This window comes from Tenacibaculum sp. SM2510 (assembly GCF_057002845.1).
Map to the genome: position 1 here is coordinate 2738168 of NZ_CP192703.1, position 25597 is coordinate 2763764.

Sequence of the window (25597 nt, forward strand, 5' to 3'; positions counted from 1 at the left end):
TCAATTAAGGTACAGATGATTAAGATATGATGAAAAAGAGACTAGTTTTTTTAGGAATTGTTTTTGTTCAGCTTATAAATGCGCAACAAATAGATCCGCTTTTGGCGAAAGATACAGAAGCTCAAAATATTTGGGTAGATAGTATTATGAACTCAATGTCGATTGATGAAAAAATCGGACAATTGTTTATGATACAAGCCTATTCGAATAAAGATAAAAAGCATGAACAATCAATAACCGAAATGATTACTAAATATCATGTAGGGAACTTAATCTTTATGCAAGGAACGCCAGAAAAACAAGTCATTTTAAATAACAAGTATCAAGGAGCATCTAAAGTGCCATTATTAATAGGTTTTGATGGGGAATGGGGTTTAGATATGCGTCTTAAAAATACGTATCGTTTTCCTTGGAATATGGCTTTAGGAGCGATTGAAGATGAAGAGTTGTTAAGAGAAACCGGTAAAAGAATAGGCGAGCATTGTAAAAGAGTTGGAATTCACATAAATTTTGCGCCTGTAGTAGATGTAAATACAAATCCGAATAATCCAATTATTGGAAATCGTTCTTTCGGAGAAAATAAAGAAAATGTTACTAGAAAAGCAATTGCTTTTAGCCAAGGAATGCAAAGTGTTAATGTTTTAGCAAATGCAAAACATTTTCCTGGTCATGGAGATACAGCGACAGATTCACATCATACATTACCAACTATTAATTTTAGCGAACAACGAATAGACTCGATTGAGTTATATCCGTTTAAAAAAATATTTAAAGCAGGTGTTGCAAGTGTTATGACGGCGCACTTAAGTATTCCATCTTTAGAAAAAAACGAAAAATTACCGACTTCATTGTCAAAAAGTGTAGTTACCGATTTGTTACAACAAAAATTAGGTTTTAAGGGCTTGGTTATTACAGATGGATTAAATATGAAAGGTGCTGCCAATTATTCTACTCCGGCAGAAATTGATTTAGCAGCAATTCTTGCAGGAAACGATTTACTGTTAATTCCGCAAGATGTTCCGGGCTCTATAAAATTATTAAAAGCAGCAATTGAAAAAGGCGATTTAACATTAGAACGATTAAATCACTCCGTAAAAAAAATATTAAAAGCAAAATACTTAGTTGGCCTAAATAATTATGGACCTCTTTTTTTAGACAATCTTCAAGAAGATTTAAACAATCCTTATGATGAGGTTTTACATAGAAAGTTGATTAAAAACTCTATAACTGTAGTAAAAAATCAAGCAACTATTTTACCTATTAGAAACTTAAAAGATAAGAAAGTAGCTTATGTTTCTTTGGGAGATTCTAAAGGAGATGATTTTTTAGGAATGCTAAAGAATTACGCAAAGATAGAAGCTGTTTCTGATAAGCACTTGAGTGTTTTGATGCAGAAATTAACAAAATACGATGTAGTTATTGTCGGTTTTCATAAATCGAATGATCATCCATGGAAGAGTTATAAGTTTTCAAATAAAGAGTTGGTTTGGCTACAAGAAATAGCGAGAACAAATAAAGTTATTTTAGATGTATTTGCAAGTCCATATAGTTTATTAAAACTAAAATCATTTACAAATATAGAAGCGATAGTTGTTTCTTATCAAAACAGTAAGTTAGCACAAGAACTTTCGGCACAAGCGTTGTTTGGTGCTTTTGATATAAAAGGGAAATTGCCAGTATCAATTAAAGATGAATTTAAAGCTGGAGACGGAATTCTATTGAATGATAATAATGTTCTAGAATATACGATTCCGGAAGAAGCAGGAATGTCTTCAGAAAAAATATCAATTATAAACAAAAGAATTGATACTATTTTAAATGAAAAAATGACCCCTGGAGGGCAAATTTTAGTAGCTCGAAACGGAAAGGTTTTTATCAATAAAAGTTTTGGATATCATACTTCTTTAAAAAATAGAGAAGTTAAAAATTCTGATATTTATGATTTAGCTTCTTTAACTAAAATATTAGCATCCTTACCTATGATAATGAAAGCTGAGGAAAATAAAAAAATTAGTTTATTTTCTAGTTTAGGAGATGTATTACCAAGGTTTAAGGAGTCTAATAAAGACACCTTATTGTTAAAAGAAATACTATCTCATTATGGTCGACTACCTTCTTGGATTCCTTTTTATAAGCATACAATAGATGAGGCTACGGGAAGAAATTCATTTAAGTATTATAGAAAAAAAAGAACAAGGAAGTATACTATAAAAGTTGCGCAAAAATTATTTTTAAGTAAGTCTTATAGAGATACAATATATAAACATATCGTTGATGCCGATCAAAGAGAAAGAGTAGGGTATAAGTACAGTGATTTAGGGTATTATATATTTAAAGAAATTCTAGAGAAAAATTATAGAATGCCTTTAAATAAACTTGTAGATGAAGAATTTTATAAATCCTTAGGAGCTGATAGAATGACGTATTTACCCCTTCAGAAATTTAGTAAAAAAGAAATAGTACCTACCGAGAAAGATGATTACTATAGAAACCAATTAGTACATGGTTATGTACATGATATGGGTGCGGCAATGTTGGGAGGCGTTGGAGGCCATGCAGGTTTGTTTTCGAATGCCAATGATGTTGCTAAAATAATGCAGATGTATTTGCAAAAAGGAACTTATGGAGGAAATCAATATTTAAAAACTGAAACTCTTGATAAATTTAATAAAAGGTATTATGCCGACAAAGAGGTTCGCAGAGGTTTAGGGTTTGATAAACCTCAATTAAACCCTAAAGTTAAAGCAACTTGTGGATGTGTTTCTGAAAAAAGCTTTGGTCATAGCGGCTTTACCGGAACGTATACTTGGGTCGATCCTGCTTCGGGTATATTATATGTTTTCTTATCAAACAGGGTGTACCCTAATATGAATAATAGAGGTTTAATTAAAAGCAATATGCGTACTAAAATTCAACAAGATATTCAAAATGCTATCCTGCAGTAGCGCGAGTTTTTTTTGTGTATAAGAGAACTATTAAAAACGAACATATAAAGTAAGCTAGGGCTATTTTATAGTTTAAAAATAGGTAAATAATGTAGCTGTTTAGTGCATAGGAAAACGGAAATAAAGTGATGCCTACTGCAAAGCGAAAAGTATCAGTAAATTCAATTTCTTGAATTTTTTTACTTAGTGATTTCCATATTAAATAAGGAATTAAGCTATTTATTATAATTAAGAGTAATAATATTTTTTTATTTTTTTTATGTTTCTCTTTTGTTGGATATTCACCTTTTTTTATAATACTATTGCTATTATTTACGTCTGTAAAATCTATCGTTGTTTTATTTAACGCAGTTGTTATATTGCTATAATTCTCATCATCATCAATATGTACAGTTAGTGTTTTTAATTGATCGCTAATTTGGTTTTTTAATTCTTTTATTAGGCTATTTTTATCTTCTGTAGTATAAAAATCATTAGCGAGAATAGGTTTTCCAAAAATAAGAGCAACTTTTAAAGGGAAGTTAGAGGAGTTTTGATAAGTAATGCCAACCGGAACAATATGAATTTTTAAATCAGGATACTTTTCTAGCGCTCCATATATTATTCGTGTAAAGCCTTTACTTAAAGGTCTAATTGTTCGTTTTCTGTTATGACTTCCTTCAGGAAATATTAACAAAGTTTTTTTGTTTTTTAAAAGCTCTTGGCATTCATTAAAAATGGCGTCGTTTTTAGATAATTGTTTAATACCGTCTCTTATGCGATAGATAGGCATTAAGCCAATTGAATTTAAAATTTTGGCAATCATTTTTTTTTTAAAAACCGCAGCTCTTACTAAAAAATAAATTTTTCTCTTTGTATTTGTGGCTATTAATAAGGGGTCTATTAATGCATTTGGGTGGTTGGCAACAAACAAAATTGCTCCTTTTTTAGGAATATTATTTTCTCCTAATACAGTTATCTTTTTAGCGTAAAAAAATAAACCGATTCTAATATAGATTTTTAAAAAATAGTATAATAAAAATTTCATTCGTTATTGTTTTTTTCTCCCCCAATATGTAGCTAATAGCATTCCAGAGAAAACATCCCAAATACCCCAAAAGGCAGCTAATAAGGCCATTCCACCTAAACCTTCAAAGAATCCAAATATTAATAATAAGCCTAATCCGCCATTCTGAATTCCAGTTTCTATCGCTATAGTTTTAGAGTCGGCTTTGTTTAGACCAAAAATTTTGGCAGTAGTGAAACCAAGTATATATGCTAAAATGTTATGAAAAACAACTAAAAATAATACATGATGAATATACTTCGTAAAAATGGTTAAATTCTGAGAGAAAGCAATTACAATTAAAAGAATAAATACCGTCATAGAAAGAGGTTTTAAGACTTTCTCCATCTTGCTTGCCATTTCATCATGATAGTGCTTTATAAGCATTCCTAATATTAAAGGGATACCCAAAATTAATAAAACAAGCTTAAATAATTCAAACGGATTTAATTCTACCGTTTTTAAAATAGAATGTGTAGGTTCATATAAACTTCCCCAAAAGTGTAAGTTTATAGGAGTCATTACAATACATATAATAGTTGCAAAAGCTGTTAAGCTTACAGATAAAGCAGCGTTACCACCAGCCATTTTACTAAAAAAATTTGAAACATTTCCTCCTGGACAAGCCGCTATCATCATCATTCCTAGAGCAAAACTAGGGTGTGGCTGTATTAAAATAATCGCTAAAAAAGTAGCAGCAGGTAATAGTATAAACTGAGAAAATACACCTACAAAAACAATTTTAGGCTTTTTTAAAAGACGTTTAAAATCTTTAATTTTTATACCTAAGGCAACACCAAACATAATTATGGCAATAGCAATATTTAAAAGCCATAACCCTTCAGTATCAAAGTTTATTTTTATGCTGTCTATTTGTATATCATTAATTTTTAAAAGCATATTCTATAATGTTAGACCCCATTCTTAAAGCTTTTAACCTCGTTTTTTCTGGGTTATTATGAATTTCAGCATCTTCCCAACCATCATTTAAATCACTTTCATAATCGTAAAAAACAATTAATCGACCTTTGTGAAAAAGACCAAAACCTTGAGGTGGTTTTTTATTATGTTCATGAATTTTAGGTAAACCCTTGGGGAAAGAAAATGTTTGATGGTAGATTGGGTGGTTATTGGGAATTTCTTGAAGCTCACTTTTTGGAAAAACTTTAGCCAATTCCCTTCTTATATATATATCTAAACCATAATTGTCTGATATATGTATAAAACCACCTGATGTTAAATAATTTTTAAGATTTATGACTTCATCATTGGTGAAAAAAATATTGCCATGACCTGTCATGAAAATGATAGGGTGGTTATTTAAAGCATCGTCATCTAATGTTACAGTTTTAACTTTGGTATTAATAAGTGTATTTGTGTTAGAATTCGTAAATTGAATTAAATTGGGTATCGAAGTAGGGTTGGCATACCAATCGCCACCACCTTTGTATTTTAAAACAGCAACTTGTTGTGAAAATATAATCGAACAATAAAAAATAGAAATAAAAGCGATTGTCTTTTTCATCTAACAATTTAGTATTTAAACAGCAATATAATAAAAAACACCAATATTGCTATTGGTGTTTCTTTTTCTTTTTCATGTATGAGAATTACCTCAATATGTTTTTGATATGATCATCGTGAAAATAAAACCCCTTCAAAAATTTTAAGTTCTAAAATCACATATCTAAAACAAATATAATTTAATATATAAAAAACGGAGTTCGAAATCATCCAAACTGGATGATTTCGAACTTATTTATATAGGTTTTTATGTTAAATTAATGTTATTTCAGACTCTTTAAACTTAACAGGGGTATAGCCTGTATGTTTTTTAAATACGGTGTAAAATGTTGATTTAGAGTTGAACCCAGATTCTAGTCCTATTGAGGTTATGGTGTATTTCGAATAGTCAGCATCCAATAAAAGTAATTTAGCTTGGTTAACTCTTTTTTTATTGAGATAATCAGTAAAAGACTTGCCAGTAATGTTGTTAATAATTAAAGAAAGAGTACTAGAGCTTAATTTGGTGTCTTTTGATAGGTTCTGTAACGTATATTTTGATAATAAATATTTCTTTTTCTTATCAATAAAAGCATCTATTTCTATAAATTGTTCTTTATGCTTTTCTGAAGATACATCTTCAGAATTTAAATTAATAATTTCAAGAACATCATTGTTCAAGTTAATTAATAATGATTTTCTAATATGTTTGCGTTCTTTTAATATTCTTATTTGTCTAAAACCCTGATATCCTAGCCAGTAAATAAGAATAGTAGTGTATGCTCTAAGCGGGTAGTATGAAAATATAAAACCTGTAAAATTCATATTTACCTTAACAATTAAAGCAAGTATCCATAAGATATAACCAATAGCAGTAAGCTGAAAAAATGTATGTATCCATTTTAAATTATCAAAAGATAATATTTTAGTAAAAAGTTTTTCTTTTTTATAAAGGGTATAAAATGAATATATGAAAATACTTAAAGAAGTAAACAAGCTAAACATTTCTTCAAAAGAAGTGTAACGTTCATAAATATAGTTTAACTTTTCTGGTGAAGGAGATTCGCTATAGTTGATAACAAAAGTAATTTGGGCTGCTATTATTATTAAAAATAATGGCAGCATAATCTTTAATATATTATAAAATTTTTTAGATAAACTTAAATAGTTTATTAAAAACATATATAAAAAAGGCATTGCTAAAAAATGCCAAGGTATTTGTAAGTAGTCTAATGAAAACTTATGTTGAAATAAATTTCTTTCTAAAGCCCAAGATTGAATATTATTTAAAGAAATAGCAAGTATCAATAGGTTTAAATAAAGCATGCTTTTATCTCTTCCGTTTTTTGAGCAGAAAAGAATGACACAAAAAGAAAATCCATGCAAGGCACTAACAATTAAAAAGAGGTTAAATAAATCTGTAATATTCAATAGTAGTAATTTTAAAATTTAAATATACAAAAAAGAATTATTGATTTATAAAAGCCATATTCTGTACTACATTTAAACCTGCTGTTTCGGTACGAAGACGATTTTTGCCTAATGAAATAGGAACAAATTTTAATGACAAGGCTTTTTCTATTTCTTTTGCAGAAAAATCACCTTCAGGGCCAATTAAAACGGTGTATTTAGCGTTTTTAGAAGCAATATCTTTTAATAAATTTTCTTCTTTTTTTTCTTCGCAATGTGCTATGAATAATTGTGCTGTAAAATCTTGTTGTATAAAAGTTGAAAATTTTACAGGGTCGTTAAGTTTTGGTAAAGTAAATTGTAGTGATTGTTTCATGGCTGATTGTACAATTTTAGATAATCGCTCAATCTTAACTATTTTTCTTTCAGAATTATCACAAATAATTGGCGTAATTTCATCAACACCAATTTCAGTAGCTTTTTCTAAAAACCATTCCAAACGGTCATTGTTTTTAGTAGGAGCAATGGCTACATGTAAATAGTAATCTCTATTATTTAGTTTTTCTTCTTTTTTGATAACCGTAGCAAGACACTTCTTGTCACTGGCAATTGTTATTTCTACAGAAAATAAAAAACCATTACCGTTTGTTATGTGTAGTATATCGCCTTCTTTTTTTCTTAATACACGAATAATATGTCTACTTTCTTCTTTTTCGAAAGTAATTTGTTCGGTATCTATAGTTATGTCTGGATTAAAAAATAATTGCATTATAAATCTAGCTTATAAGTTCTTCTTCTTTTATGTGTAGTTGGATTAAAGTCTTTCCATATTTGATGAATGGCAGTATTATCCTCTAACTCTGGAGTTCTAATACAATTTACGATTCCTTTTTTAGAAAAAGTATCACAATATTGTTTAAATATAATAGCAAAAACACCTTTGTTTTGATATTCGGGAGTTACACCTATTAAGTAAAAGGTAACGTCTTTTGAGTTTTTTCTAGCGTTTAATAAATGAAAAAGGCCGAAAGGAAAAAGTTTGCCTTTTGCTTTTTGCAATGCTGTAGAAAAAGAAGGCATTACAATGGCAAAAGCAACTAGTTTATCATCTTTATCTACCACAAATTTTATGTATTCAGGATTGATAAAGCTGATGTATTTTTCTTTAAAATGAGTTACTTGTGCATCAGAAATAGGTACATATGTTGATAGTTTTGAATAGGCTTTGCTAAACAATTCAAACATTTCATCAACATAAGGCATTATAGCTTTGGTTGAAGTAAAGTCTAACGGTTTTAAACCGTATCTTCTTTGAATGATGTTACTTGCTTTTCCGTACTTTACAGCATCTACATTTTTAAAAAGAAATTTATTTTCCAAATATTCCTTTTCTTTCTTTAATCCTAATTGCTCAAAATGTTTCGAATAATAAGGGTGATTATACCAAGTAATCATGGTACCAATATGGTCAAAGCCATCAACAAGTACTCCGGTTTTATCTAAATTGTTAAAACCAACAGGACCTTCCATGTATGTTAGGTTGTTCTCTCGGCCTATTTCTTTAACTTTATTTAGTAAAGCTTCCGTAACTTTTACATCATCAATAACATCAAACCAACCGAATCGTATTTTTTTAATGTGTTGTTTTTCTACTTCATAAGTGTTTATAATAGCAACAACTCTTCCTACAATTTGTTCATCTCTTAAAGCTATATAAAAATTAGCTTTTGCGTTTTCAAAAACAGGATTTTTGTTTGGGTCAAAATTGTCAATCTCATCACTAATAATAGGTGGAACCCAGTTTTTATTATTCTTATAAAGAGAAAAAGGAAATTTAACAAATTGTTTCATTTCCTTTTTTGATGTTATTTCTTTAATTTTAATCATACAGCAAATGTAAGATTTTTAATTGTCCTTCTTTTGCTCTTTTTCTTCTTCCTTCTTTATATCTTCTTCTAGTTTTTTTATTTCCTTTTCTAACTTTAAGCGTTCTTCTTCTTTGCGTTTCGTTTCTTTTATAGCTTCTTTTTCGAGCTTAAGACGCTCTTTCTCTTTATCCTTAGCTTCTTTTTCTTCTAGCTTTTTTATCTCTTTCTCGAGCTTTAAACGTTCTTTTTCTTTGTTTTTAACGTCTTTTTCCGCTTTTTTTACTGCTTTTTTTGCAGTTTTCTTTTCAGCTTTTGTTGTTTTTTTCTTTTGTTTAATATCTTCTTTAACAATAACATCAATTAAAGATTTAGATCGCTCTCTCTTTGGCTTCTCGATAGTTATTTTTTCCTCTTTATCTCCTTCTTTTAAGGTTATAGTCTGTTTGTCTTTCTTTTTAAAGACTCCTTTTATTTTATCAAATAAACGACCAAAGAAACCTTTGTTTTGAGTGTACCTGGTAGATTTTTGTTCTTCAATTTTATTTCCAAACTCATCTACTTCTAGGAAGTTATCACGATGCCTGTCTAACCTATAAGAAACACCTACACTTGTTGAAAAACCTATTTCATCTTGATTAAAATTACTTCTAACAGTCGCGTTAAATTGCATGTTTTTATTAAAAAGGTATGCAGCACCAGCACCAATATTGTTTTTTCGTTCGTATTTTTCGAAAGTATCTTGCCACTCAGCAAATCCAGACCAAAAATCATTAAAATTATAGGTACCCGTAATTATGTAAGACAACTCTGTGAAATCGGTTCCTATATTATCGTAGTAAATATTTGTAACTACATTTAATTTACTAGAAAATTCATTTTGAAGCAGTAATCCAACTTTCGGACTCATACCTCCTTCTTTATAAGGTTGATTTAGTATGCTACCGAAATTTAATCCAACATAAGCTCCGATGTGTGGAATCCATCTTTTGTAATCAAAAGAATGTCTTGCTCTCCAACTTCTAATTTCTTTTTTCTTGTCATTGTATTTTGGCGCATAAATTAAATATTTAGCACCTAATGTTAAGTTTCCGAATCCAACCTCGTTGTAAGAAGATTCAAATAGGTTCTTAAAAGCAATTTTATCTCTTTGCAGACTTGTATTTAAATTGAATTCTAATCTTTCAGTAAAAAAACTCGTTCTAAATAATAGGTTTAAACCAAAAGCATCTGGATTACTAAAAGTAGGAGTTGCGTTCGTTTTTCTAAAAAATAAATTAGTTTCAAACTGATATACGCCAGAACCTACACTGTACGGACTTTCAGAAAACCCAGGGCGGTTAGAGTTTATAACCGTTGTGTATTGGGCATTTACAACCAAGGTTGAAAAAAAAGCAATAAACAAAAGAAGTTTCTTAATCATGTTGTAAATTCAGTTAATACAATTAGTACAAACATACATAAAATACAAATTACTATATAATATAAGTTTTGTAAAGTCTTAACGCTTCGTTTTGCTTCAAATTGTTATTTTTGATTAATTTTTTATTAAAAGTTAAGATGACACATATAAATGAAGCTGGACCTATGAATTTTTTAAGAACCATATTAATAATTATTCTTGTTTATTACGTGCTAAAATTTCTTGTAAAGTTATTTGCCCCTTATTTATTAAAAAAAGCGGTAGATAAAGTTCAGAAAAAAGCAGCACAACAATATAATAATCAGCAAGAAAGTACTGTTGATGAAGGAAAAACTGTTGTAGATAAAAAACCACAAGACACAAAACAAAGCAATAACTCGGTAGGCGAGTATGTTGATTTTGAAGAAATAGACTAAGCATGAATTATAAAAAAATGATTCCGTATGCGATAACAATTGTTGTTTTTGCAATTATATCGCTGCTATATTTTAATCCTGTTTTAAGCGGAAAAAAAATAAAACAGAGTGACATTACGCAGTTTATAGGAATGTCGAAAGAGGTTAAAGACTATAGAATTGCCAATAGCGAAGAACCTTATTGGCTAGGGAATGCTTTTAGCGGTATGCCTGCGTACCAGGTTAGTGCGTATTATCCGAATGATTTTGTGCGTTATATTGATAAAGCGATTCGTTTTTTACCACGGCCAGCAGATTACTTATTTTTATATTTCTTAGGATTTTTCTTGTTACTAACAGCTTTAAAAGTGGATTGGAAACTTGCCATTTTAGGAAGTTTATCCTTTGGGTTTTCTACATATTTGATTATTATTTTCGGAGCAGGTCACAATGCAAAAGCACATGCGATTGGTTATATGCCAATGGTAATAGCCGGAGTTTTATATATTTTTAGAAAACGATATTTGGTCGGTTTTGTAATTACAGCCTTAGCAATGGCTTTAGAAGTATATACAAACCACCCACAGATGACTTATTATTTAGGTTTTTGTTTGTTGATATTGGCAATTGTAGAGTTTATTGAAGCTTTTAAAACCAAAACATTACCAGTATTCGCGAAACAAGCTGCGGTATTATTAGTTGCAATGTTTATTGGTTTGGGAGTAAATTCTACCCGATTATTATCAATGAAAGAATATAGTGATTTTAGTACGCGTGGAAAATCGGAATTAACGATTACTCCTGACGGATCACCAAAAGAAAAATCTAGAGGGTTAGATAAATCATATATTACCGAATATAGTTACGGAATTGCAGAAACATTCAACTTAATAATCCCTCGTTTTATGGGAGGAGGAACAGTTGAGAAGTTAGGGAAAGACTCTAATTTTTATCAAGTTTTAGAAAAAAACGCAGGTAAAAGTGTCGCCAAAGATTATTCAAGTCAGGTTTTAACGTATTGGGGAACGCAACCAATTGTTGAAGCACCCGCATATATTGGTGCTATTTTATTTTTCTTATTCTTTTTAGGAGTTTTCTTAGTAAAAGGACGTTTAAGAAATTGGTTAGTAGCCGCTACTATTTTTTCAATCATGTTAAGTTGGGGGAAAAATTTCTCAGTAATCACAAACTTTTTTATTGATTATGTGCCGTTGTATAATAAATTCAGAGCGGTTTCATCTATTCAGGTAATAGCAGAATTGTGTGTGCCTTTATTGGGAATGATAGCTTTACGAGATTTGTTTTCATCAGAAGTTACATCCGAAGAAAAAGAAAACGCCCTAAAAAAAGCATTTTATGTAATAGGAGGAATTACTTTAGGTTTTGCGGTATTCGGATCTGGTTTATTTGCTTTTGAAGGATTAAGAGATAGCCAATATCAAGAATTACCAACATTAATAGATGCCTTAATTGCTGATAGAAAAGCAATGTTATTTAACGATAGTGTTCGCTCATTTTTATTAGTTTTAGGTGCAGCTGCTTTGTTGTGGTTTTATGTAAAAGGCAAACTAAAACAAGTACCAGTTTTAATTATTTTAGGAAGTTTAATTCTTTTCGATTTAGTTTCGGTGGATATTAAATATGTAAATAAAGAAGATTTCACATCGGCAAGGAGAGTGTTAAAACCATTTACACCAACTCAAGCAGATAAAGATATTTTAAAAGATAAAAGTTATTATCGTGTAGCTAATTTTAGTGGAAACCCGATGCAAGATGGTAGAACATCGTATTTTCATAATTCGATTGGTGGTTATCACGCGGCGAAAATGAAGCGTTATCAAGAATTGTTTGATTATCAAATCGCAAAAAATAATATAAACGTATTAAATATGCTAAATGCAAAATACGTTATTGTTGGTGAAGATAAGTTTCAAGAAAATACCGATGCAAACGGAAATGCATGGTTTGTTAATTTTTTAAAAATAGTTAATTCAGCTAATGAAGAAATACAAGCTTTAGATAGTTTAAATACGAAATCAACGGCTGTAATTAATGCTAAAAGTATTGCAACTGATGCTATTTTAATATTTAAAAAAGACAGCACAGCAAGCATATCTTTAGTAGAGAATAAGATTACAGCATTGGTATATGAAACAAATACAGTAGAAGATCAATTTGCTGTATTTTCAGAAATCTATTATAAAGATGGATGGAATGCCTATGTAGACGGAATTAAAACAAACCATGTTCGTGTAAATTATGTACTTAGAGGTATGAATATACCCAAAGGAAAACACGAAGTTGTATTCAAGTACGAACCAACAGTAATACGAACAGGAAATATCATTACGTTATTTTCATATGCATTATTATTGCTAATCCCAATAGGTTGGTTTGTAATTCGTAAAAAGAAGCAGCAAAAATAAATTTAGAGTTCAATTTTTTTTAAATAAAAATTAATGAAAACATATTATCCTCAAAAGAGATATAACCACACGATAAAATTTTTAGAGAAGGTGTTACCTGCTCCAGCAACTATTTTAGATTTAGGGACTAGAAATAGGTTTACAGAAATTATGGAAAATCATGGGTATACTGTGATTAATACCAAAGGAGAGGATTTAGATTTTATTACGGATATTGTAAAAGAACACGAAGTAGATGCGGTAACATCGTTTGAAATTTTCGAACATATGTTAGCACCCTTAAATATTTTAAAAGCAATAAAAAGTACAAAGCTAATTACTACAATTCCGTTGAAATTATGGTTCGCAAACGCCTACAGAAGTAAAACGGATATATGGGACAGGCATTATCATGAATTTGAAGACTGGCAATTTGATTGGTTGCTAGAAAAATCGGACTGGAATATTGTTGAATCAGAAAAGTGGACAAGCCCTGTTAATAAAATTGGTTTCAGACCTATATTAAGGAAATTTATTCCGAGATATTATGCTGTTTACGCAGAAAGAAAGTAGTTGTAGATGAGAATAGGAATGATATTGGATAAGGTTTTTCCGCCTGATCCTCGTGTAGAAAATGAAGCAATTGAGTTGATAAAAAAAGGACATGAAGTGTTTTTATTTTGTTTGACTTATGAAGGAGAACAGCAGGAAGAAACGATCAACCAAATTAATGTTAAGCGATACCAATCTAATAAGTTGGAGTATAAATTATCTGCTTTAGCATACACCGTTCCTTTCTATTCATTAATTATGAAAAATAAGATTGCTGATTTTTTGTTTAAAAATAAGATTGAAGCCATACATATTCATGATATCCGAATCGCTGAAGCAGTTTTTTCAGCAAATAAAAAACAGCAATTACCTGTCGTTTTAGATTTGCATGACAACATGCCAGAGGTGATGAAGTTTTATCCGCACTTGCAAAATTTTCCAGGAAAATATATCATTTCTCCAAAAAAATGGCAGCAAAAGGAAGAAGTATTTATTAAAAAGGCTGATAAAGTAATTACGGTTTCTCAAGAGTTCGTTAGTGAAGTAATTGAGCGAACTAAAATTGCTGAAAACAAAGTAGTTCTAGTACCAAATACCATTCGTAAATCTTTTTACGAATCCTTTGAGCTGAATACAGAGATCATCAAAAAATATAAAGATAATTTTGTTATTCTTTATCTGGGAGATACACATGTTCGTAGAGGTTTATTAACCGCAATAAGAGCTGTTGTAAAATTAAAAGAACAAATTCCGACTATTAAATTGGTAATTGTAGGTAAAAACACGACCGATTACATTTTGAAAACTGAAGCCGAAAAATTAAATATTACAGCGTTTGTTGATTTTGAAGGTTGGCAAAATGTTTCCTTATTTCCTTCTTACATTCAGGCTAGCGATATTTGTATTTCACCTTTACGACGTAATATTCAACACGATGTGGCCTATGCAAATAAGTTATTTCAATACATGAGTTTGGGAAAACCGTTATTGGTAAGTAACGCTATTGCTCAAAAAAACTTAATTGAAAAAATAAACGGAGGTTTGGTACATGAAGCACAAAATGTAGCAGATTTCGAGGATAAAATTTTAACGTTATATAGCAATCCTACTTTAAGAGAAGAATTGGGTAAAAATGGAGAGAATTTTGTTAAAAATGAATTCACTTGGGATAAAACTTCTGAAGGTTTAATCGATTTATACAATAATTTATAATTTGAAAGTCTTAATTATCACATATTATTGGGTTCCTGCAGGTGGTTCTGGTGTGCAACGTTGGTTAAAATTTGTAAAATATTTACGTGATTTTAATGTAGAACCTGTGGTATATACGGTTGATGAAGCTAAGTATCCTATTATAGATACATCTTTAGCAAACGATGTCCCTGAAGGTATTGAAGTACTTAAAAAAACTATTTGGGAGCCGAATGATTTTTTATCAATCTTTAAAAAGAAAGAAACCAAAACAAGTGCCGGTTTTTTAAATCCGAATCCGACTTTTTTTGGGAAAATATTACAATATGTTCGTGCCAATTATTTTATTCCGGATGCAAGAAAATATTGGATAAAACCATCTGTAAAATACCTCGAAAAATACTTGTCAGAAAATAAGATTGATGCAATTATTACCACCGGTCCGCCACATAGTTTGCATTTAATCGGATTGCATTTAAAGAAAAAAACGAATGTAAAGTGGATTGCAGATTTTCGGGATCCTTGGACGGATATTGATTATTTTCATCAACTGCCATTAACTAAAAAAGCGATAAAAACACACCATCAGCTAGAAAAAGAAGTCCTTAAAAATGCCGATGCAAGTTTGGTGGTTGGTAAAACAATGAAGGCTAATTATGAAGCATTTTCAAAAAACGTACACGTGTTAACAAATGGGTATGATTCTGATGAAAACACCAATAATCAAACAGTTTTAGATTCTAAATTCTCCATTACGCATATCGGGTTGATGAATGCAGATAGAAATCCGAAAACGTTATGGAAAGCATTGGCCGAATTATCCGAAGAAAATACCGACTTTAAAAACGATTTAGAAATAAAACTGATTGGAAAGTTATCTGATGATGTTATAGAAGATTTAAAAAAGTACGATTTTAAAAATGTAACACGAATAAATTATGTGCCGCATAAAGAAGTACAACAGTATCAGCGAGCTTCACAGGTTTTATTATTAGCGGTAAATAAAGTGCCAAGTGCTAAAGGAATTATAACAGGAAAGATTTTTGAATATTTACAAGCAAAACGTCCTATCTTAGCAATTGGTCCAGAAGATGGTGATTTAGCGGAGATTTTAGCAAAAACAAACGCAGGCAGTATAGTCGATTTTAATGACAAAGAGCAATTAAAAAATGCAGTTAGTGATTTGTATAAAAAACACCAACAAAACTCATTGACAGTTTCATCTGTAAATATCGAGCAATACCATCGCAAAGAATTAACCAAACAATTGTCAGTAATACTTAAACAAGTAGTAAATTCTTGAAAAAAATAGTTACCATATTAGGCGCTCGTCCTCAGTTTGTAAAAGGAGCTGTGTTAAGCCGAGTGATACAAAAACATGGCGAAGTTGAAGAAATAATTGTACATACAGGTCAGCATTTTGATGCCAATATGAGTGCCGTTTTTTTTGATGAAATGCAAATACCGAAACCGAAGTATAATTTAAATATAAATGGTTTAAATCACGGTGCCATGACAGGGCAGATGCTAGAAAAAATCGAAGAAATTTTAGTAGTAGAAAAACCAGATGCTGTTGTGGTATATGGTGATACAAATTCTACACTTGCAGGTGCTTTGGCGGCCAAGAAACTACATATAAAAGTAGTGCATATTGAAGCTGGTTTGCGCTCTTTTAACATGCAGATGCCTGAAGAAGTGAATCGTATTGTAACAGATAGAATTGCAGATTTATTAAGTTGCCCTACGCAGGTTGCGGTGGATAATTTGCAAAAAGAAGGTTTTGATAGTTTAGCGATTAAAATTGAGCAGCATGGTGATATCATGAAAGATGCAGTAGAATTTTATGGTCAGTTTTCTGAAGAGAAATCGACTATTATAAGCGACTTAGGTCTAACAGAAAATGAATTTGTTCTGGCGACAATTCACCGTCAGGAAAATACCGATTTTAAAGAGAAATTAACCGAAGTGTTTTCAGCTTTAGAAACAATAAGCAAAACAAAAAAAGTAGTATTGCCATTACACCCTCGCACAAAAAAAATGTTAGCAAAGTATAATTTACAGCCTAGTATTACTTTTATAGATCCTGTTGGTTATTTTGATATGCTAGAGTTGTTAAAAAAATGTAGTTTGGTGGTTACCGATAGTGGCGGACTTCAAAAAGAGGCTTTTTTTAATAAAAAGCACTGCATTATAGCAAGAGAAGAAACAGAATGGACAGAATTGGTAGCCTATAAATACGCTATAATTACAGGAACAGATCCGAAGAAAATAACCAATACTTTTAACGAGTTTTTAAACTCAGAAAAGACATTTGAAGAAGCATTATATGGTAATAATGTTGGTGAAAAAATATATAAATCAATTATAAAATTAATTCAAGAATAAATTGGGAATCGTATTAAGACAGTCGCTAAAAAATACTATTATAATTTACTTAGGTTTTTTAATAGGGGGTATTAACACCATATATTTATATGCTCATTTTTTAAAAGATGAGTATTATGGTTTAGCGATGTATGTATTTGCAGCTTCAAATTTATTAATGCCTGTAATTGCTTTAGGTATTCAGTTTACAATTATTAAATTCTTTGTAGCCTACAAAACTAAAAAAGAAAAAGATAGTTTTTTAAGTTCCGTTTTATTTTTACCGCTTTTAATAGCGTTGCCTGTTGGTTTTGGTTGGGACTTTTTTCATGATTTAATTATGGGGTATGTTGCCCAAAGTAATGTTGAAGGGAATTTAATAATTGAAAATTATACTATTTATATATACGTTATTGCAGTAGCCTGCGCTTATTTTGAAGTTTTTTATTCTTGGGCAAAAGTGCAAATGCAATCAGTTTTTGGTAATGTTCTAAAAGAACTTTATAACAGAGCTGCTATTATGGTTTTATTATTTGCAGTAAGTTTTGAATTGATTACCAAGCAAGAGTTTTTATATTATATGACATTTGCTTACGTTGTAAGAACTTTATTGATGCTATTGTATGCATTTAAATTATACACACCTAAGTTAACATTATCATTACCATCTAATTTTAAAGAAGTCTTGCGCTATACTTTTTATATTGTTTTAGCAGGTAGTGCTGGCGCATTTGTATTGGATATAGATAAAGTAATGATTCCTGGTAAAGACGGACTTGCAACAGCTGCTTATTATGGTGTGGCTTTATTTATAGGTACTTTTATTGAAGCGCCAAGTAGGGCGATGGGACAAATATTGCAGCCACTTACTTCAAAGTCTATTAATGAGAATAACGATAAAGAAACCAAGAGTTTATATGAAAAAAGCTCTATAAATTTATTATTGGTTGGCGGGTTGTTCTTTGTATTGGTAAACTGTAATGTAGATGAGTTATTTAAGATAATGCCAAATAAAAATTATGCAGGTGGCGGATTGGTAGTTTTACTAATATCTATGGCTAAACTATTTTTAATGTCTTTAGGTAACAACGGAGCTATAATTCAAAATTCAAAATTTTATAAAATTACCATGCCTGTTGGAATTGGGATGGCATTTATGGTGTATTATTTAAATATTTTTTTCTATAACTATATAGGAATGGGTACTGAAGGTTTAGCACTAGCAACACTGCTAACTGTTTTATGTTTTAACGCTTTTAAGCTTTGGTTTGTGGATAATAAATTAAAAATGTTTCCTTATACAAAGAAGACTTTTCAAATGATCTTAATAATAATAATACTGTTTTTAGGATTTTATTATTGGAATTTCGCTACACCTGAGTTCTCTATTAATAAGACTCCAATCGATCCGATAATAAATATCATTTTAAAAAGTATTTTAATAATTGTTGTTTATGTATTCGTAGTAATTAAGTTATCTATTTCAGATCAAATGAATAATTTAGTAGCAAGGTTTATTAAATAAAAGTTTTTTATAATAGGAGTAAAGTGAAGTACTTTATTTGAGTAAACTCTTTTTAATTCTACTTAACTGTACTGGTGTAATATTGAGGTACGATGCAATATAACGTTGGGCTATTATATTATCGATGTTTGGAATCCTTTCTTTTAAAATTAAATACCTTTCGGTTGCAGAATGTGTTGAAATATCTAAAATTAAATTTTCTACTTTTAAATAGAAATCTTCCATTGTTTTTATATAGAAGAGGCTAAATTCGTGATTTTTTAGTGCTAAATCTTTAAGCTTTAAAAAACACCCCTTGTAACCTGTAACTTTCGTTAAAGCTTGATAATTTGAATCAAAAGGATTTTGTTTTATTAATGATGATAAGCTACCAGCAAAGCTAACAGGTGTAAAAATGTATTTAGTAACTTCTTTTCCATCCTCAGCCTCTAAATATGACCTCATTAACCCAGATTTCAATATAAAGAAATTAGTAGTATATTCATTTGTTTTAGCAAAGTATTCAAAAGGTTCTAGCTCACAATAGGTAAGAATGTCCTTGAAAATAGAAACGACATTTTTAGGTAAATCAGCATACTGACAAAGAAAATTTTCAATATCATTATTCATATAAAGGCGTAATTAACAGGTTGTCTCTTAAGAAGAGACCTAAATTTAATAAAAAATAATGACAAAAAAAAGATAAACACAAATAATCAAACTTACACAAGGGGAGTAAGTTTGATTATTTTTATAAGTCCATTTAAGGGGGACTTTTTTTTAAAAAATGTAACCTGTTAGTTACGTTACCAAATGTATAATTTTTTCATAACGTGTACATTAACATATGTTTATAAAGCTATGTGTGGTGGTTTTTTCTTATTCTACTTAACTGTACAGGAGTAATATTTAAAAAAGAGGCTATATGATATTGATTAATTAAATTATCAATACCAGGATGACTTTTTCTTAGGTTTTCGTAGCGCTGTGTGGCATTTAACATCGACAAATCTAGCACTTTAGCTTCTTCTCTTAGGTAAATAGCTTCAAGAACTTTATAATGAAAGATGGCTAAATCATGATTTTTTTTTGATAAACCATAAAAAGCTTCATAATTACACTCCAATATATCACATTCTGTAAGGCATTCGTAAATTAAATTTGATGGTTTTTTCTTTATCAAGGCACCTAAATTTCCTGAAGTACTTACTGGGGTGAATATAGTTTTTGTGCGTTCCTTACCTTTATCATCTATTATATAGGATCTAATAATACCTTTTTTTAAAATATAAAAGTTAACAGGTATTTGACCTAGCTTAACTATTTTATGGTTTTTTAAAAGTGTTTTGTTTTTGATTATTTTATAAAATTCTTGAAAAGAGTTTTCAGAAACATTATGAAAATTAAAAACAAAATCCCTGAAAAAATCCATGTTAAAAAGCGTTAATTTAGAGTATTACCCAAATCTACAGTTTTTATTAAAGCAAAAGAAATTTATTTTAAATTCTTTAAAGTCTTGTAAGTGTTAAAGTTAATTGCAATTTACGGGTATGTTTATTTTTAATTATGGGTAAAGAAATGGAAGTTATTATGGTTTTACAATAGTGCTCTCTAAAAAGCTAATCGTATTAGGTCCTTCCATAAAAAGTAAATCTAGTATAGAGAGGTTTGGTATGAAACCATGTTTGTTATCAAACATTTGAATATAAGATTCGGTTTTTACTTCAATTCCTTTTTTAGCAATAGCTAAGTCTCTGTAATCTGTAATAATCGGAGTTACCTCATAGTTTTCAGACTTGGAATATGAGGTGTCTATTTGCAAAGCATCAGTAATAAACAAATGAGTGTCGATATTTACATCGTGTAAGTATTTGTACTCTTTATTAAATATTTTAGCAATATCATCTTCAAAAAATTCAAAGAAAGGTGAAGAGCGATAAGCTGATTGTAACGATTTTAAATGCTGTTGTTGCCATTGAGAATCATTTTCTACTAAAGTGTCTTTTGTTTTTTTTCGGCTTGTTTTAAGCAAATGCTTTACAGGAATGTTTAAACTTAGCTTTCCGTTAGCACCAAAAATATAACACCTGTTTCGGTAGGTTTGTTTTTGATAATTATCATCAAGTTCAAAAACTACCGAATCAGATTTATAAATTACTGCATATTGCGAAATAGGAGCAAAGTATGTGGGAATGAAAAGTGACATTAGGCTTTCTTTTTACCTTTTCTAAAACTATAAACAGTATAACCTGCAATTAAGACAAGTACTAGCCATAAATAAGAGGTAGGTTCTCCGCTACCACCAACAGTGGTAAACATTCTGTCCCATCGAATAGATTTTATTTTTGACATAAAATCTGGAGAATTAGGATCCCAACTTAACCAAATCATAACAGGTTTACCAACTACATGATCAAAGGGTACATAGCCCCAATTCCTGGCATCTAAAGAGCGTTGACGGTTATCACCCATCATCCAATAATAATCTTGCTTAAACGTGTAGTTTTTAGCTTTTTTTCCGTTGATAAAAATATCGTTACCAAAAATTGTTAAATCATTACTTTCATATCTTCGGATGATTTGCTCGTAAAATGAAATTGTATTTTCGTTTAATTCAACAGTAGCTCCTTTTTTAGGAATGTAAAGTGGACCAAAATTATCTGAAGACCAAGCATATTTAGGATTATGAGGAAAAACAGTAGCGTCATAAGTACCTTTTGGGCTTAAATTTTTCTCGATACTTTTTACAAGAGGATTTTTCTTTAAAGAAGCAGCTTCATCGTCAGTAAGGTTTAAATAGTAAAGGCCATCGTTAGACATTCTACCTTCTCTGTTTTTGTTGTATTCTCTTATGACAGTTTGTGATAATTCTTTTCCGTCAGTATCAATTTTAAAGTACCATTGTGGTTTTGCTCTGTCTGGTAATACCGTTTTCTTTCCGTTTATAAACACATAGCCATCACGAACTTCTAAAGTGTCTCCAGCAATACCTGTGGCTCTTTTTACATAGTTAGTTCTTTTATCAATAGGCTTATAAGTGGCTTTGCCAGATTTGTCTCCCCACATTGTTTTTAGGGTGTCAGCTGGCCAGCTAAAAACAACAATATCGTTGCGCTTAATGTTTTGAAAACCAGGTAAACGCATATAGGGTAATGATAATTTATTTAAAAAGCCATCTTTATTTTTGTTGTCAGAAATAAATGATTTGCTTCCTAAAAGAGGAACGGTATCATGTGCCATTGGTGCAGCTATGGTTGTGCTAGGTATACGCGCACCGTAATGGAATTTACTTACAAATAAGTAATCACCTACTAATAAGGTTTTTTCTAAAGATGAAGTAGGAATGGTATACGGTTGCATAAAATAGGTATGTACCAAAGTAGCAGCGATAATAGCAAAAGCGATAGAACTTACCCATTCACCTAAGGCAGATCTTGGTTGTAAACTTCTGTTTTCTACATAAGGTGTTTCGGTAGCGTAGTTTATATGAAAAATATAAAAACCTAAAGTGAAAATCGATAATAACGTATCTTTTCTTTTATTAAAACCAAAACTTCTACACGTTTCTACCCAAATAATAGGAAACATTAATAGATTTACGATGGGTATAAATAATAAAATTACCCACCATTTTGGACGATTTATTATTTGCATTAAAATAACAGCATTGTAAACAGGTATTGCAGCTTCCCAAGCTTTTCTTCCAGCTTTAATGTATAATTTCCAAGTTCCTAAAAAGTGGATGACCTGAACTATTAAAAAGAATAAAAACCATTCGGTAAATGTCATAATATGTATATTTTGTTTTCCAAGAAGGAATGAAATTCAATGTTATTTGTAAGCTGTTTTAACTATTTGTTACGTAATTAACCTAAGTTTAACACGTCTCTCATGGTGTAAACACCGGTTTTATTAACGAGCCATTCGGCAGCTATAACTGCACCTAAAGCAAATCCGTGTCTATTGTGCGCAGTATGTTTAATATCAATAGTATCAATTTTTGATTGATAACTTACAGTATGAGTGCCTGCTACATCAGGTGTTCTAATAGCTGTAATTGGTATATTTTCTTCGGATGTTTTAGCATCTAATTCCCAACTTTTTTTCGATGAGTTTTCAATAATTCCATCAGCTAATGTAATTGCTGTTCCACTTGGAGCGTCTAGTTTTTTAGTGTGATGAATTTCTTCAATAGAAATATTATACTCGCTTAAAGTATTCATCATTTTAGCTAATTGTTTGTTTAGCTCAAAAAATACATTAACACCTAAGCTAAAGTTAGAGGCATAAATAAAAGCTCCTTTTTTCTGGCTGCATAAGTCGGTAATCGATTCGTATTTATCAAGCCAACCTGTGGTTCCTGAAATAACAGGGATTTGATTATTTATGCAATTGCTGATATTGTTAAAAGCTGAATCAGGTACGCTAAAATCTATAGCAATATTTGCTTTTGTAATGTCGTAAGTATCTTTTCCTGAGCTTTTAATAATTATTTCATGGCCTCTTTGTAAAGCAATTTTTTCAATTTCTTTACCCATTCTACCATAACCAAGTAAGGCTATTTTCATTTAAAAAGAGTATTTTAAAGTTAAACCAACTTTGGGAGCTTCTATAAAAAGTGGATCGGGATATACCATTGGTTTTAAAGATAAACTATCATCAGTGTCAAATTGTAGCAAGTGAGCGTTTACACTTGCTTCAACAATTTGTAAAACATATAGTAGTACACCTGTTAAAAGTGATAAATCTCTGTTTTTTCTAAGTACTTTTTGAGCATTCTCAAGTCCGTCAATAGAGATTATAGTATTTCCGTTTTCATCGGTAAATTCATCCTTTAATCCTTGTTTTCGAAGTTTAAAAGCTGTTCGGTAACGATCGTATTCATTACTATTATTAACATAATAATAGGCACTTGTACCCATTGCAGCCCAAACGATTGGCGCTTTCCAGTATTTTTTATTATAAATTTGCCCGCCACCAGGAAAAATAGCAGAATAAAAAGCTGCTTTAGATGGTGATAACGGGTTGTATTTGTCGCTGCCTAATTCTAACCGCTTTGCTCTAACAGCTGTAGAATCTCTTTGGGCAAATAATAGTTGACTCAAAAAAAAGCTAAAAAAAATAAATATGAGAGTACGAGTGTTCAACTTACTTTAACAGTTTTTTGATACGATTAAAATCTTCTTCAGAAGTAAATGGAATAGAAATTTTTCCTTTTCCTTTGTTATTTACACTTACATCTATTTTGTTTCCAAAATAAGCACTCATGTCTTTTACACTTTCAGAAATGAAACTAGGAACTACTTTTTTTGATACAGTTTTACTAAGTGTACCTGCTTTTATATTTTTAACCAGTTCTTCTGTTTGACGAACAGAAAGCTTGTCTCTAACGATTTTTTCATAAATAGTTAATTGATCAGAATTACTATCAATACTTATTAAAGCACGACCATGACCCATCGAAATAAAACCGTCACGCATACCTGTTTGAATGATCGGATCCAACTTTAATAAACGTAAATAATTGGTTACAGTCGATCTTTTTTTACCAACACGAACACTTAATTCTTCTTGAGTTAATTGAATTTCGTCAATTAAACGTTGGTAAGAAAGTGCTACCTCAATAGGATCAAGATTTTTACGTTGAATGTTTTCAACTAACGCCATTTCTAGCATTTCTTGATCGTTTGCTAAACGAATATAAGCAGGTACTGTTTTATTTCCTATTAGTTTAGAGGCTCTGAAACGACGTTCACCTGAAACTAATTGAAATTTATTACTTGATAATTTTCTTACAGTAATAGGTTGTATAACACCTAATTGTTCTATAGAATTAGCTAATTCTCGTAAAGCTTCTTCATCAAAATAGGTTCTAGGCTGAAAAGGATTCATTTCTATCGAGTTTAATTCGATTTCAATGATATTTCCGACTAATTTATCAGCGTTTTTATCTTCAGCAGAGCTTACTTCTGCAGTTTCTTTTAATAAGGCCGATAAACCTCTACCTAAAGCTTGTTTTCTAGTTGCTTTTGCCATTTAGAATAATTATACGTTTTTAGTTAAAATTTCGTTCGCCAAATTTAAGTAATTTACAGCACCTTTACTGGTTGCATCGTATGAAATTATGCTTTCACCATAACTTGGCGCTTCACTTAAACGAATATTTCGGTGAACAATTGTATCAAAAACCATTGAGCTAAAGTGTTTTTTAACTTCTTCAACAACTTGGTTTGAAAGTCGTAAACGAGAATCAAACATGGTTAGTAATAAACCTTCAATATCTAAATCGGGATTGTGAATTTTTTGAACACTTTTAATAGTGTTTAGTAGTTTTCCTAAACCTTCTAAGGCAAAATATTCACATTGTATAGGTATAATTACAGAATCTGCAGCAACTAAAGAATTCAAGGTAATTAAACCAAGAGAAGGTGCACAGTCTATTAAAATATAATCGTATTCGTCTTTTATTTCTGTTAATGCTTTTTTAAGCATGTATTCTCTTTCATGTTTGTCTACTAATTCTATTTCAATAGCAACAAGGTCTATATGAGCAGGGATTAAATCAACATTAGGAGAGCTAGTTTTTAAAATAGTGTCTTTAGCTGATGCAGTATGTTCTAAAACTTGATAAGTTCCTAATTCAACATCTTCAACGTTTAGTCCTAATCCAGAAGTAGCATTGGCTTGCGGATCGGCATCTATTAGTAATACTTTTTTTTCTAAAACACCTAATGATGAGGCTAAATTTATAGAGGTAGTAGTTTTACCTACACCTCCTTTTTGATTTGCAATTGCGATTATTTTACCCATTGTGATTTATAAAAAGTTTGAAAGAGGTAAATTTACAATTATTTATCATTTTTTAAAGCGAAAGATGTTAACAAAAACCATTATTTAATTAATCTAGTTTTCTATTTGTAAAATGCTATTATTTTTTTAGGGGTATTAAACCCTGTGAATAAGGGTTTTTTAAACCCCATTTTAATCTTATACCT

General features: G+C 30.3%; 23 protein-coding genes. 8 read left to right on the forward strand and 15 right to left on the reverse strand.

Annotated elements, in window-relative coordinates:
* The first annotated feature begins 29 nt into the window (after positions 1-29).
* On the forward strand, positions 30-2945 hold the full coding sequence (locus ACQ629_RS12470; protein WP_483705434.1) for a serine hydrolase domain-containing protein: 2916 nt from the start codon (positions 30-32) through the stop codon (positions 2943-2945).
* On the opposite strand, the gene ACQ629_RS12475 is transcribed toward ACQ629_RS12470, so the two are convergent.
* The 7 genes from ACQ629_RS12475 to ACQ629_RS12505 form a co-directional block, all read right to left on the reverse strand.
* Positions 2932-3972 (reverse strand): lysophospholipid acyltransferase family protein, encoded by a 1041-nt coding sequence (locus tag ACQ629_RS12475; protein WP_483705436.1) that lies wholly within the window; start codon positions 3970-3972, stop codon positions 2932-2934. The two genes, ACQ629_RS12470 and ACQ629_RS12475, sit on opposite strands and share 14 nt — an antisense overlap.
* A 3-nt stretch (positions 3973-3975) precedes the next feature.
* Positions 3976-4890: a bile acid:sodium symporter family protein gene (locus tag ACQ629_RS12480; protein ID WP_483705438.1), complete on the reverse strand. Its 915-nt coding sequence runs from the start codon at positions 4888-4890 to the stop codon at positions 3976-3978.
* Complete coding sequence (locus ACQ629_RS12485; RefSeq protein ID WP_483705440.1) at positions 4874-5515, reverse strand: DUF4159 domain-containing protein; 642 nt, start codon at positions 5513-5515, stop codon at positions 4874-4876. The genes ACQ629_RS12480 and ACQ629_RS12485 overlap by 17 nt, the downstream gene beginning before the upstream one ends.
* A 251-nt stretch (positions 5516-5766) precedes the next feature.
* Positions 5767-6924 carry a helix-turn-helix domain-containing protein gene (locus ACQ629_RS12490; protein ID WP_483705442.1) on the reverse strand — a complete coding sequence of 386 codons (1158 nt, stop codon included), beginning with the start codon at positions 6922-6924 and terminating at the stop codon, positions 5767-5769.
* Between the two features lie 37 nt (positions 6925-6961).
* Positions 6962-7672, reverse strand: a complete 711-nt coding sequence (locus ACQ629_RS12495) for a 16S rRNA (uracil(1498)-N(3))-methyltransferase (RefSeq protein ID WP_483705444.1) — start codon at positions 7670-7672, stop codon at positions 6962-6964.
* Positions 7672-8790 carry a GTP cyclohydrolase gene (locus ACQ629_RS12500; protein WP_483705446.1) on the reverse strand — a complete coding sequence of 373 codons (1119 nt, stop codon included), beginning with the start codon at positions 8788-8790 and terminating at the stop codon, positions 7672-7674. Before ACQ629_RS12500 ends, ACQ629_RS12495 begins: the two co-directional genes overlap by 1 nt.
* 18 nt (positions 8791-8808) lie before the next feature.
* Positions 8809-10191: a transporter gene (locus tag ACQ629_RS12505; protein ID WP_483705448.1), complete on the reverse strand. Its 1383-nt coding sequence runs from the start codon at positions 10189-10191 to the stop codon at positions 8809-8811.
* A 137-nt stretch (positions 10192-10328) separates the two neighbouring features.
* On the opposite strand from ACQ629_RS12505, the gene ACQ629_RS12510 reads away from it, so the two are divergent.
* Genes ACQ629_RS12510 through ACQ629_RS12540 form a run of 7 tightly spaced genes read left to right on the forward strand, consistent with a single transcriptional unit; the run spans position 10329 to position 18623 of the window.
* The gene (locus ACQ629_RS12510) at positions 10329-10607 is read left to right on the forward strand and encodes a DUF4834 family protein (protein ID WP_483705450.1); all 279 of its coding nucleotides are present in this window, start codon (positions 10329-10331) and stop codon (positions 10605-10607) included.
* A gap of 2 nt (positions 10608-10609) precedes the next feature.
* Complete coding sequence (locus ACQ629_RS12515) at positions 10610-13012, forward strand: YfhO family protein (RefSeq protein ID WP_483705452.1); 2403 nt, start codon at positions 10610-10612, stop codon at positions 13010-13012.
* A gap of 33 nt (positions 13013-13045) precedes the next feature.
* Positions 13046-13564, forward strand: a complete 519-nt coding sequence (locus ACQ629_RS12520; RefSeq protein WP_483705454.1) for a class I SAM-dependent methyltransferase — start codon at positions 13046-13048, stop codon at positions 13562-13564.
* Between the two features lie 6 nt (positions 13565-13570).
* On the forward strand, positions 13571-14755 hold the full coding sequence (locus ACQ629_RS12525; RefSeq protein ID WP_483705456.1) for a glycosyltransferase family 4 protein: 1185 nt from the start codon (positions 13571-13573) through the stop codon (positions 14753-14755).
* A 1-nt stretch (position 14756) separates the two neighbouring features.
* Positions 14757-16037: a glycosyltransferase family 4 protein gene (locus tag ACQ629_RS12530; protein ID WP_483705458.1), complete on the forward strand. Its 1281-nt coding sequence runs from the start codon at positions 14757-14759 to the stop codon at positions 16035-16037.
* Positions 16034-17119, forward strand: coding sequence for a non-hydrolyzing UDP-N-acetylglucosamine 2-epimerase (gene wecB, locus ACQ629_RS12535; protein ID WP_483705460.1), 1086 nt, complete (start codon positions 16034-16036; stop codon positions 17117-17119). The genes ACQ629_RS12530 and wecB overlap by 4 nt, the downstream gene beginning before the upstream one ends.
* Position 17120: 1 nt before the next feature.
* A complete protein-coding gene (locus ACQ629_RS12540) occupies positions 17121-18623 on the forward strand; it encodes a lipopolysaccharide biosynthesis protein (protein WP_483705462.1) in 1503 nt (500 codons plus the stop codon).
* Between the two features lie 33 nt (positions 18624-18656).
* Here ACQ629_RS12540 and ACQ629_RS12545 read toward each other — a convergent pair whose 3' ends face one another.
* The 8 genes from ACQ629_RS12545 to ACQ629_RS12580 all read right to left on the reverse strand — a co-directional run bounded on the left by ACQ629_RS12545 (position 18657) and on the right by ACQ629_RS12580 (position 25412).
* Positions 18657-19232 carry a Crp/Fnr family transcriptional regulator gene (locus ACQ629_RS12545; protein ID WP_483705464.1) on the reverse strand — a complete coding sequence of 192 codons (576 nt, stop codon included), beginning with the start codon at positions 19230-19232 and terminating at the stop codon, positions 18657-18659.
* A 229-nt stretch (positions 19233-19461) separates the two neighbouring features.
* Complete coding sequence (locus ACQ629_RS12550; protein WP_483705466.1) at positions 19462-20034, reverse strand: Crp/Fnr family transcriptional regulator; 573 nt, start codon at positions 20032-20034, stop codon at positions 19462-19464.
* 156 nt (positions 20035-20190) lie between these two features.
* Positions 20191-20808, reverse strand: a complete 618-nt coding sequence (locus ACQ629_RS12555; RefSeq protein WP_483705468.1) for a WbqC family protein — start codon at positions 20806-20808, stop codon at positions 20191-20193.
* On the reverse strand, positions 20808-22391 hold the full coding sequence (gene lepB / locus ACQ629_RS12560; RefSeq protein ID WP_483705470.1) for a signal peptidase I: 1584 nt from the start codon (positions 22389-22391) through the stop codon (positions 20808-20810). The genes ACQ629_RS12555 and lepB overlap by 1 nt, the downstream gene beginning before the upstream one ends.
* Before the next feature lie 77 nt (positions 22392-22468).
* Positions 22469-23170 carry a 4-hydroxy-tetrahydrodipicolinate reductase gene (dapB, locus tag ACQ629_RS12565; protein ID WP_483705472.1) on the reverse strand — a complete coding sequence of 234 codons (702 nt, stop codon included), beginning with the start codon at positions 23168-23170 and terminating at the stop codon, positions 22469-22471.
* Entirely contained in the window at positions 23171-23707 is a 537-nt protein-coding gene (locus ACQ629_RS12570) for a DUF5683 domain-containing protein (RefSeq protein ID WP_483705474.1), read from the reverse strand.
* Positions 23708-23750: 43 nt separating this feature from the next.
* Positions 23751-24638 carry a ParB/RepB/Spo0J family partition protein gene (locus ACQ629_RS12575; RefSeq protein WP_483705476.1) on the reverse strand — a complete coding sequence of 296 codons (888 nt, stop codon included), beginning with the start codon at positions 24636-24638 and terminating at the stop codon, positions 23751-23753.
* Positions 24639-24647: 9 nt separating this feature from the next.
* The gene (locus tag ACQ629_RS12580; protein WP_483705478.1) at positions 24648-25412 is read right to left on the reverse strand and encodes a ParA family protein; all 765 of its coding nucleotides are present in this window, start codon (positions 25410-25412) and stop codon (positions 24648-24650) included.
* Positions 25413-25597 lie beyond the last annotated feature (185 nt).

Bases quoted from the DNA above. Each gene is read 5' to 3' on its own strand.
- ACQ629_RS12520 (WP_483705454.1), top strand. From the start codon at position 13,046: ATGAAAACATATTATCCTCAAAAGAGATATAACCACACGATAAAATTT.
- ACQ629_RS12575 (WP_483705476.1), bottom strand. From the start codon at position 24,638: ATGGCAAAAGCAACTAGAAAACAAGCTTTAGGTAGAGGTTTATCGGCC.
- ACQ629_RS12485 (WP_483705440.1), bottom strand. From the start codon at position 5,515: ATGAAAAAGACAATCGCTTTTATTTCTATTTTTTATTGTTCGATTATA.
- ACQ629_RS12525 (WP_483705456.1), top strand. From the start codon at position 13,571: ATGAGAATAGGAATGATATTGGATAAGGTTTTTCCGCCTGATCCTCGT.
- ACQ629_RS12555 (WP_483705468.1), bottom strand. From the start codon at position 20,808: ATGTCACTTTTCATTCCCACATACTTTGCTCCTATTTCGCAATATGCA.
- ACQ629_RS12470 (WP_483705434.1), top strand. From the start codon at position 30: ATGAAAAAGAGACTAGTTTTTTTAGGAATTGTTTTTGTTCAGCTTATA.
- ACQ629_RS12505 (WP_483705448.1), bottom strand. From the start codon at position 10,191: ATGATTAAGAAACTTCTTTTGTTTATTGCTTTTTTTTCAACCTTGGTT.
- ACQ629_RS12480 (WP_483705438.1), bottom strand. From the start codon at position 4,890: ATGCTTTTAAAAATTAATGATATACAAATAGACAGCATAAAAATAAAC.
- ACQ629_RS12515 (WP_483705452.1), top strand. From the start codon at position 10,610: ATGAATTATAAAAAAATGATTCCGTATGCGATAACAATTGTTGTTTTT.
- lepB (WP_483705470.1), bottom strand. From the start codon at position 22,391: ATGACATTTACCGAATGGTTTTTATTCTTTTTAATAGTTCAGGTCATC.
- ACQ629_RS12510 (WP_483705450.1), top strand. From the start codon at position 10,329: ATGACACATATAAATGAAGCTGGACCTATGAATTTTTTAAGAACCATA.
- ACQ629_RS12500 (WP_483705446.1), bottom strand. From the start codon at position 8,790: ATGATTAAAATTAAAGAAATAACATCAAAAAAGGAAATGAAACAATTT.
- dapB (WP_483705472.1), bottom strand. From the start codon at position 23,170: ATGAAAATAGCCTTACTTGGTTATGGTAGAATGGGTAAAGAAATTGAA.
- ACQ629_RS12545 (WP_483705464.1), bottom strand. From the start codon at position 19,232: ATGAATAATGATATTGAAAATTTTCTTTGTCAGTATGCTGATTTACCT.
- ACQ629_RS12495 (WP_483705444.1), bottom strand. From the start codon at position 7,672: ATGCAATTATTTTTTAATCCAGACATAACTATAGATACCGAACAAATT.
- ACQ629_RS12475 (WP_483705436.1), bottom strand. From the start codon at position 3,972: ATGAAATTTTTATTATACTATTTTTTAAAAATCTATATTAGAATCGGT.
- ACQ629_RS12580 (WP_483705478.1), bottom strand. From the start codon at position 25,412: ATGGGTAAAATAATCGCAATTGCAAATCAAAAAGGAGGTGTAGGTAAA.
- ACQ629_RS12550 (WP_483705466.1), bottom strand. From the start codon at position 20,034: ATGGATTTTTTCAGGGATTTTGTTTTTAATTTTCATAATGTTTCTGAA.